Genomic DNA, 3326 nt, shown 5'->3' on the forward strand with positions numbered 1-3326 from the left:
CAGCTACAACGCCGGCACCCATTCCCGGGTTAAGTTGAGATCGGCAGGGTGGGTCAAGTTGAGATCGGCGCCGACAGCTTAGGGTCCAAGCCGAGGGCTGCAGTGAACTTCCTCACGGGCTCTGGAGTCTCTACTTTTCAAGGTGCGTTGCATAGCTGGTAGGAACTCGATCGATGATGGTCAAGCTGTAGGTGATTGGCACCAAGGTCCGCGGTTTGCGAGCAGATGCTTGCAGCGAAAAGCTGTGCCACAGTCTCAACCTTCCGTCCCTCGACCAAAATGCTCTCTTTTCCTGTTCAATCTGATCAGCTCGTTGAACGGGCTCTCGAACGGTCCGGGCAGTTGCATGAGGCGATGTCAGAGATATTGGCGCTGGCCTGCGACGACGTGGTACTGCTAAATCTGATGGGTACTAATGTTGGACTTGCCTCGGCCGGCCTATCGATGGAGCACGGCGATTCTGTGCTGACCCTAGTGGCGCGAGGCAATCCGAACACCGCGACGGCAATCCTTCGCATGCAGTTCGAGTCCATGCTTCGAGGCGCTTGGGCGATCTATGCCGCGACAGAGCAGGAGATTGAGGCGCTGGAACGTGAAATCACTATCGAGGCCGACGTCCAAGCACGCCAACTCGCTAGCTATAGCAAGATGTTCAAGGCACTGCGCAAGGAAGACTGCTCGGTACCGCACGCACTGTTGGACGAGCTGAGCCGGGTCGACGACGTTCTGCGCCACGGTCTCAATTCGTTCATCCATGGCGGCTTCCAGCCGCTGAAGCACCAAAGCGACGGCTTTCCTTTGCATTTGATGTTGCAGGTCATTGAAACCTCGAACGCGATCTCGACCATGACGTCAGCTCTGTTCGCGGTCTTAGTGGACGACGGCGGGATGCGAATGGCGCGCCTTAACGCAATGCTTATTGAGTTCCGGGACGTCCTTCCTGAAATGACGATCGTGTTGCAGAAATGAACCTGTCCCCCAAGCTCAGACGCAACAGCGTGTAGTAAGAAACCTGATCGGGCTGACGGCCCGGGGGCAGAAATTGAGAAAGCTAGGTACTGGGATTTGGAAGTTCAGCCGTCAGCTGATATGCCCAGACGCAGCCGTAAGAACCGAGTCCCAATGCGTCCCCAAGTTGCCTCTCGAAAGATGCGCGGTAAGCGGATGCGCCGTCCGAGCGACGGTCACATTTGCAAGTTCCGGAACCAACTCGCGCCAAGCAGCTTCACTCCGCACCAGGACAAACTTCGAGCCGATTTCCAGTTGGTGTAGCACTAGTTTGCGAGCTAGGCCCCGTGACGGCAGCCGCAACTTGGCGTCGAACGACTCAGACGCCCAAGGGCACATTTGCACCGCGAGCACGTGGTTGCTGACATGCTGGTCGCCAAGTTCATGACGGAGTTCGCGTAGACGGTCCCAAGTCCACTTTCCGTAACCCGACCGGTAGTCTGGCGCCAAGCTCTGCAGAGCCCATCCCTCCGTGGATGGCGGCGGGTTGTTAAAGGCATAGCCGGGCGAGGAATCGAAGCCGGGATTGGCCAGCAGCCAAGTCAGTGGCGCACCGATACGGCCCTCGTACGGCATCGGCTGAATCTCAGTGCGCAGACGAGTCGGTGCGACCGGGGATCGCCGCGTGTTGTACGCCTCGGCCATTTTTAGGTCGGCGCTGAAGTCGGTCTCAAAAAAACTTTGGGTGGGCATGGATACCGAGCTTGCTTGTTGACATCGCCACCGTGTTCTCTCGCCAGCTTCTCTGACGCTCCGGTTGCAGCATCACGACCGGCTACTTCAAGACCTCGACCGCCCACCGTGGAAGCTGCAAAGGTATTCCACGCCGCCTTCCCGATCAGTTGGCTTGGCGCGAATACGGATTTTGGTGCCGACAGGGTAGGCTTTTGAGAACTTCTTTGAACATTCGACGAACAGCGTCGTTGGCAGCTGATGACCAGCCACGGGTCGAATATGGACGTCACCGTGAAGCCCCGACGCAGCCGGCGGCTTGAAGCTCTCGACGACAACAAAGCGGCACGGCTCGTTTGGTTTCGCCATAAGGTTCCTTGTTATCTAGACAGCCGACGACGACCGCAAAGCTCCGCTGCTGCCGGCACGCAAGGTTAGACATGAAGATCAACAAGACGGCCAAAAAATCACTGCCGCATGCATGACGCCGACATTGCTAACCGTTCTTCTCAGGCATTGTTTTTTGGCAGATTGCCTCACTGGATCTCCCACCTTCCGTCAGGTACTGTCGTCAGGCATGCAATACGCTGCCAAGCCAATAGACATGCGGGTTTGCGCTGCATCGTTCCTCGGAGAAACCCCACCCCTCTGAAAGAGGGGTGAGGAATGCAACCAGTCAGTGCTGACTTTTAGGCTGTGCACGCCAAGCTAGTGTCCTGAAGCCGCATTGCTCGGTGAGCTTGAGCTTCATCTGATGCATGCTCTGACGAGTGATCGTTTCTCCGGTCATCCATCTCACTGCGCGCGCCGCGTCGGTCGGGCTACCGCGCGCAAGATCAAGCGCCTCGCAATAAATCAAGCGCTGAGCCACCTGCTCCTGAGTTAGCGGAAATTTTCGATCCTTTAGTCCTTCGACAGCCGGCTCATATTTCGCCTCGACTCGATTCCGGGCGCTCTGCCTCAGCGCCCCTGCGTCCCGGTCAATGAGCCCTTCCAATGCCAATTTATCGAACTTGCTAACGTTTAACCAGGCTAAGGTCTGCCAAGGAGTCTGAGTGCTGACCTTACCCCCTCCGGCTGACTGGACTGCGTTGACTCGCGCGAAGGCCGCCCAGGCTTGATCGTCATTCGCCAAAAAAACGCCACGCCATGCCACCTTCTTAGTCTGATGGGCAGGGCCAAGCTCGTGGCGAAGCCAAGCCAAGTCGATCCACCGGAGCAATAGCTTTCGTCGCAACGTTTCCCCTAGCGGGCCAGGGGTGCCATCGCTGTGCGGTGCGCGGGGAGGTGGTGGCAACGCTTTCACGAATTGAGGTGCTTGCCGCCAGCCCGGAGCGATTCCTCGCCGAGTGAATTCTTCGTTAATAACCCACAACACCGCGATAGCCTTATCCAGCCCGGTGGGCTGTTCGTGCCAGTGCGCATTTCTCGCTCGCAACTGTTGCGCTGTTTGACGCCGCAGCAAAAGGTCGAGACGCTGCCATTTCTCCGCTTGGCCAACTGAGACTTTCGCAAGGATCTTTATCGGATTGAATTCTCTTAGCAGCATGAGCACATTTCTCGGGCAAACTGAATCGCCCCGGTTTTTGAGGAGGCTCAACACTCTGAGAGGATTGAGCCATGAACAAGTCGAACAAGTTCTCACC

At 57.1% G+C, this 3326-nt stretch carries 4 protein-coding genes; 1 reads left to right on the forward strand and 3 read right to left on the reverse strand.

The window, feature by feature from the left end:
- The first annotated feature begins 279 nt into the window (after positions 1-279).
- A complete protein-coding gene (locus QN413_RS26800) occupies positions 280-969 on the forward strand; it encodes a DUF6988 family protein (protein WP_323499606.1) in 690 nt (229 codons plus the stop codon).
- 111 nt (positions 970-1080) lie between these two features.
- On the opposite strand, the gene QN413_RS26805 is transcribed toward QN413_RS26800, so the two are convergent.
- From QN413_RS26805 to QN413_RS26815, 3 genes are all read right to left on the reverse strand, one after another.
- Positions 1081-1701, reverse strand: coding sequence for a hypothetical protein (locus QN413_RS26805; RefSeq protein WP_323499607.1), 621 nt, complete (start codon positions 1699-1701; stop codon positions 1081-1083).
- An 87-nt stretch (positions 1702-1788) separates the two neighbouring features.
- Positions 1789-2049, reverse strand: a complete 261-nt coding sequence (locus QN413_RS26810) for a hypothetical protein (protein ID WP_323499608.1) — start codon at positions 2047-2049, stop codon at positions 1789-1791.
- Positions 2050-2356: 307 nt separating this feature from the next.
- Positions 2357-3229 carry a hypothetical protein gene (locus QN413_RS26815; RefSeq protein ID WP_323499609.1) on the reverse strand — a complete coding sequence of 291 codons (873 nt, stop codon included), beginning with the start codon at positions 3227-3229 and terminating at the stop codon, positions 2357-2359.
- Positions 3230-3326: the final 97 nt, after the last annotated feature.

The organism is Variovorax sp. LG9.2, from assembly GCF_035018885.1.
GTDB lineage: Bacteria > Pseudomonadota > Gammaproteobacteria > Burkholderiales > Burkholderiaceae_C > Variovorax.

Excerpts from the sequence above, each read along its gene's own strand:
- QN413_RS26800 (WP_323499606.1), top strand. The coding sequence starts at position 280 with ATGCTCTCTTTTCCTGTTCAATCTGATCAGCTCGTTGAACGGGCTCTC.
- QN413_RS26805 (WP_323499607.1), bottom strand. The coding sequence starts at position 1,701 with ATGCCCACCCAAAGTTTTTTTGAGACCGACTTCAGCGCCGACCTAAAA.
- QN413_RS26810 (WP_323499608.1), bottom strand. The coding sequence starts at position 2,049 with ATGGCGAAACCAAACGAGCCGTGCCGCTTTGTTGTCGTCGAGAGCTTC.
- QN413_RS26815 (WP_323499609.1), bottom strand. The coding sequence starts at position 3,229 with ATGCTGCTAAGAGAATTCAATCCGATAAAGATCCTTGCGAAAGTCTCA.